Below are 4,864 nucleotides of genomic sequence, written 5' to 3' on the forward strand. Positions count from 1 at the left end.
GTTGATTGTCTCGATTCACAGGGGCGGTTACGTTATGATCGTTATCGTAACTGGAAACATACACATCCACCAACAATTTCGCCATGTCCGGTATCAGTTTTCCCGTCATGCGTGAGAATTTTAGCGACTCTGATCCAGGTGGACTTAAGGAACTGAGAATGGCCGAAGAGACCCGGGCACATTTTAAACCCGGTTTAACAACATGGATTCTGATCAGCTTGTTTCTGGGCATTGGCTGCGGCTTATTTTTTGGTGAGCTGTGCGCCCCGCTCAAACCGTTCGGCGATGTCTTTATCGGTCTACTGCAGATGACAGTGCTGCCTTATATTACGCTTTCACTCATTTTTAATCTGGGTCGCATTTCCTTCAAGCAGACACGCAGCATGGCGCTGACAGTGATAATGCTGCTATTGGTTTTGTGGTGTATCGGCTTGTTCTTTGTTTGCATTATGTCTCTCTCGTTCCCCTTCTGGCAGAAAGGGGCATTTTTCAGTACGAGTATCGTCGAGGGGCCTAAGAGCGAGAGCCTGTACGATTTATTCATTCCCGCTAATCCTTTTTTCTCGCTGGCAAACAATGCCGTTCCTGCGGTGGTTCTGTTTTCTATTGGACTGGGAATTGCCTTAAGTGGCATTCCCAAACGGGAGCGTTTGCTGGAACCAATTGCCGTGGCCGTAAATGCTTTAATGCGACTCAATCGGATTGTGGTCCATTTTTCCCCTTTTGGAATTTTTGTGATTGTCACACATGCGGTTGGGACACTGCCGTTTGAAAAATTCGGATTACTGCAGGCCTACCTTTTAACATTTTCAGCCGCCACGATCCTGCTGACAGTCGGCATTTTGCCAATGCTGATTTCGGTTTGTACTCCCGTCCGTTATTGGGACGCCATCAAAGTCTCACAAACCGCCGTCATTGCTTCATTTGTACTTGGCAGTACGTTTGCAGTATTGCCGCTCATTGTGGAAGCCGCCCGGGAAATTCTGGATCGCTATCATCTGGAAGAAGAAGACACCGGGGGTACGCCCGATGTGCTGATTCCGCTGATCTTCCCCTTTCCGGATCTGGGTCGAATTGTCGGCTTAGTATTTATTCCCTTCTCAGCCTGGTTTTATGGCATGAGTTTAACGCCCGAACAATATCCTCAATTCTTAACGCTGGGAATGGCTGGTTCATTCGCCAAGCCGGCAGTCTCGATTCCCTGGTTGCTCGATCTAATGCATATTCCCCATGACATTTTTCAACTCTATCTGGCAGTCGGAGTCTACACCACGCGACTGGGAGATGTACTCCGCTCGGTTTACCTGTTTTCCTTTGCCATACTCGCAGCGGCTTCGTTATCGGGAACGCTCAAGATTCAATGGAAACGTTTGATTTCCTACTCGCTACTCTCATTGTGTGTAACAGGAGTCGTCATTGCCAGCATTCACGGGGTCCTGAATTATACCTTCAAAGATGACTATCAATCTAAAGCGATGATTGCGGATCGACAACTGCTCTTCCCGGCGGTGCCTGCTACGATTCTTAAAGAGTCGGTACCGAATCCACACAAGATCCAGCCCAATGAAACCCGCATCGATCGCATCAGGCGGCGCGGCATCATTCGCCTTGGCTTCGATGCCAAACGCCTCCCATTTTCTTACTATAATGATCAAGGTGAGTTGGTGGGTCTCGATATTGATATGGCGCACCGTCTGGCGCAGGACCTGGGAGTGAGCATCGAATTTGTGCCGTTTACTCCCCAGACGTTGATTGAACAGTTGAACCAGGATCATTTCGATCTGGCGATGTCCGGCCTGGAAGGCACTATCGAACGGGCCACCGCGTTCCCCGTTGCCGATTCTTATATGGATGTCACACTGGCATTAGTCGTTCCCGATTATCGTAAGGTCGAATTTTTAGACTTTGATAAATTGAGGCACTCATCGGATCTGAAAATCGCCGTTGTTAACAATAGTTTTTACGATGAAAAGGCACACGAATTTTTTCCGAATGCCACGTTTATTCAAATTGATTCGGAAGAAGACTTTTTCACGAACAAAGCGGGAGACGCACGAAAATTAGTGACGAGTGCCGAAACCGGCGCAGCCTGGACGCTCTTGTATCCCCGGTTCTCTGTGATCAATCCCTTCAAGAAGAATATTCGAGTCCCCATGTATTACCTGGGCGCACACGATGTTGAGTTCGAAGAATTCATGGAAGTCTGGCTCGAACTCAAAAAGAAAGAAGGCGTGTTCGCCTCCCTCTACAACTACTGGATCTTAGGCAAAGACGAAGCAGACGTCACACCACGCTGGTCCATCATCCGCAACGTCCTGCACTGGATTGATTGAAACTATAATAACAGTTGAAAAACTAGCTTGGACTCGATCTTCTGACTTGTGATATACTCTCTGCGCTTCGACGTCGTGTCTGTAGAAGAGCCATGCCGAAAGGGATTCTTGTAAGGAGTGAATCATGTTTGGTCGTATGTCACTCGCTACTTTATTGCTGATGCTTATTGTGAATTCTTCTGCACAGGCACAACCATCTGAAGACAAACCGAAATACACACCAGCTGAACAACTTATACTTTCCTCATTTCAGATTGATGTGGAACGTGTCCGAACTCTACTCAACGCAGGCGTGGATCCTGACGTCCTAGTCCGCGTGAGTCCCAGCGCCATTCACCCTCACTTTGGCAACAACCCATTCCAAGGTAATGGCTTTGGTCTTATGTGGTCAACTAGGTCTTACAAGTGGATTCCCTTGCTCGCCGTCGCTTATAGCCGTCGTACACCTCCACCAAAAAACGCGAACGACATCGTAACAAAAGTGGTTGATCCGAAAGTTCTCCAGGACTGTGATAGACGACGTGTGGCAATTGCCAGACTAATCATTAATCGGTGTGCCCAACTTGATCTGAATGATAGTTTTGGAACAACTCCACTAAATGTCGCTCTTGAAAATGGATATGTTCCGCTTGCGTTATTATTGATCAGATCAGGCGCCGATCCAAATTTGATACCGCGACACTCTCTTAGTGGCGAACACCTCGCAACGCCAGTGCACCTTGCCACAAGGCACCCAGCCGTACTCGAAGTTATTTTGAAGCATGGTGCCAGTCTCACTGTCAAAGACGATACTGGTCATACCCCCTTGGATTGGGCGGCCTATGATTACAATGTAGAAAGTGTTCGAATTCTTATAGCCGCGGGTGCGGATGTTAATGCCAGAGATGCAAATGGAGTGACGCCATTCCACTGGGTCAGGAACTCGAAGACGATTGAAGATGTGGATGAGTCCAGAAAGCAGATAGTCCAACTGTTACTTGATGCCGGGGCGAAAGAATGAAGATTCTGAAAGAGTATGGAAATCCAATGGAGAGAAATCAACAAGAGCGGCCAACACAAGAAGGAACTCGCGAGATAATAAACTGTACCAACTTTCCGATTATGCTTGGTGTCCTCTGTGGGATGTTGGTCTGGATTGTGCTTGCATTGATCGAAGCACCTTCATTTTACACGATTTCTGTCCGGATCTTTAATGAACCAATACCGAAGGTGCTGTTTTCCAAGCCGGGCGATTGCTGGGTTCATCGAGGCTTGTTAATGATCTTGGCCTTGATGGGAGGTTCTTTGGGAGTTATGTTTTCACAGTGGCCCAAAAAGAAATCCATAATCTTCTTGTTAGCCATACTTGTAATTATAACGATCTTTGCCGCGATTGGATTCCGATGACAGAATGAAATGAATGCGGCACACGCTCTTGGTTTACTGTGACTAACGATGGCCAGAGCATTATGATTTGAGCATATTACTTAGGAAACACATTCACTCGTTTGGCCCAGGCTTGCCATTGGGTTGATAACTCGTTCACTTTTTCGGGATGACTACTCGCGAGATTGTTCAATTCCGCGCGGTCTTTTTGTACGTCATACAGTTCCCACCTCTCGGGCTTCAGTCCGCTTTTCGGAGTGACTCTCCGGCCGACCAGTTTCCAGTCGCCGGCTCTCACAAAGGCGTTGTTTTCATGTTCAATGAAAATCGGATTCGCACGGCTTAATGTGTCACCTTTCATCGCTGGTTTTAATGAGATGCCATCGAGTGCCGGAATCTGATTACCAGCATAAGTTTTCGGATAGCCGGCTCCGGCAACATCGACAATCGTGGGCATAATGTCAATTAACTGTGCCGGGTCTCGGAACCATTTATTACCCGCATTGATCTGTTGCGGCCAGTGCATGATGAAGGGTGTCGCACTCCCGCCTTCGTGGGCATAGTGTTTATACAGGCGAAAGGGAGTATTCGAGGCATTGGCCCAGGCGGTTCCATAGCTGTTAGCGGGCTGCAGGTTCCGTTTCTCGATGTCGAAAAACTCGCCGCGCCCTAATTTGCCACCTTCGGCACAACCGCCGTTATCGGAAAGAAACATGATCAACGTGTTTTCATATTGATGGTTTGCTTTGAGCCAGTGTACCAGCTTGCCAATATTCTGATCAACGCGGTCAATCATCGCGGCGTAGATCGCCATCTTCAGAGCCATCTCTTTTTGTTTTTCCACATTCAGCGAATCCCAGGCGGGGACCGATTTGTCACGCGGAGAGAGCCTGGTGTCTGCAGAAATCAAACCCGTTCTCTTTTGTCGTGCAAAACGCTGCTTGCGAAGCTTATCCCAGCCGATCATGTACTTCCCACGATATTTATCAATATCTTCCTCATGCGCCTGCAGTGGCCAGTGCGGTGCAGTGAATGCCAGATATAAGAAGTACGGATTGTCCTTTTGTGAGTTTTCCCGTTGATGTTCGTCCATAAAACGAATGGCATAATCGGTAAAGGCATCAGTGGTATAAAAGGAACGCTCCGTTGTACTTTCTGGTGATTCG

At 47.9% G+C, this 4,864-nt stretch carries 3 protein-coding genes; 2 read left to right on the forward strand and 1 reads right to left on the reverse strand.

Going from position 1 to position 4,864, the window contains the following annotated elements; all coding sequences use genetic code 11:
* Nucleotides 1-158 precede the first annotated feature (158 nt).
* Together Q0668_RS05525 and Q0668_RS05530 are read left to right on the forward strand one after the other, a co-directional pair.
* The gene (locus Q0668_RS05525; protein WP_298861042.1) at nt 159-2,333 is read left to right on the forward strand and encodes a cation:dicarboxylase symporter family transporter; all 2,175 of its coding nucleotides are present in this window, start codon (nt 159-161) and stop codon (nt 2,331-2,333) included.
* A 124-nt stretch (nt 2,334-2,457) separates the two neighbouring features.
* The gene (locus Q0668_RS05530) at nt 2,458-3,333 is read left to right on the forward strand and encodes an ankyrin repeat domain-containing protein (RefSeq protein ID WP_298861045.1); all 876 of its coding nucleotides are present in this window, start codon (nt 2,458-2,460) and stop codon (nt 3,331-3,333) included.
* Nucleotides 3,334-3,795: 462 nt separating this feature from the next.
* On the opposite strand, the gene Q0668_RS05535 is transcribed toward Q0668_RS05530, so the two are convergent.
* Nucleotides 3,796-4,864: sulfatase-like hydrolase/transferase (locus Q0668_RS05535; protein ID WP_298861047.1), on the reverse strand; the 1,069-nt coding region annotated here is incomplete at its 5' end.

This window comes from uncultured Gimesia sp., from assembly GCF_937910335.1.
GTDB lineage: Bacteria > Planctomycetota > Planctomycetia > Planctomycetales > Planctomycetaceae > Gimesia.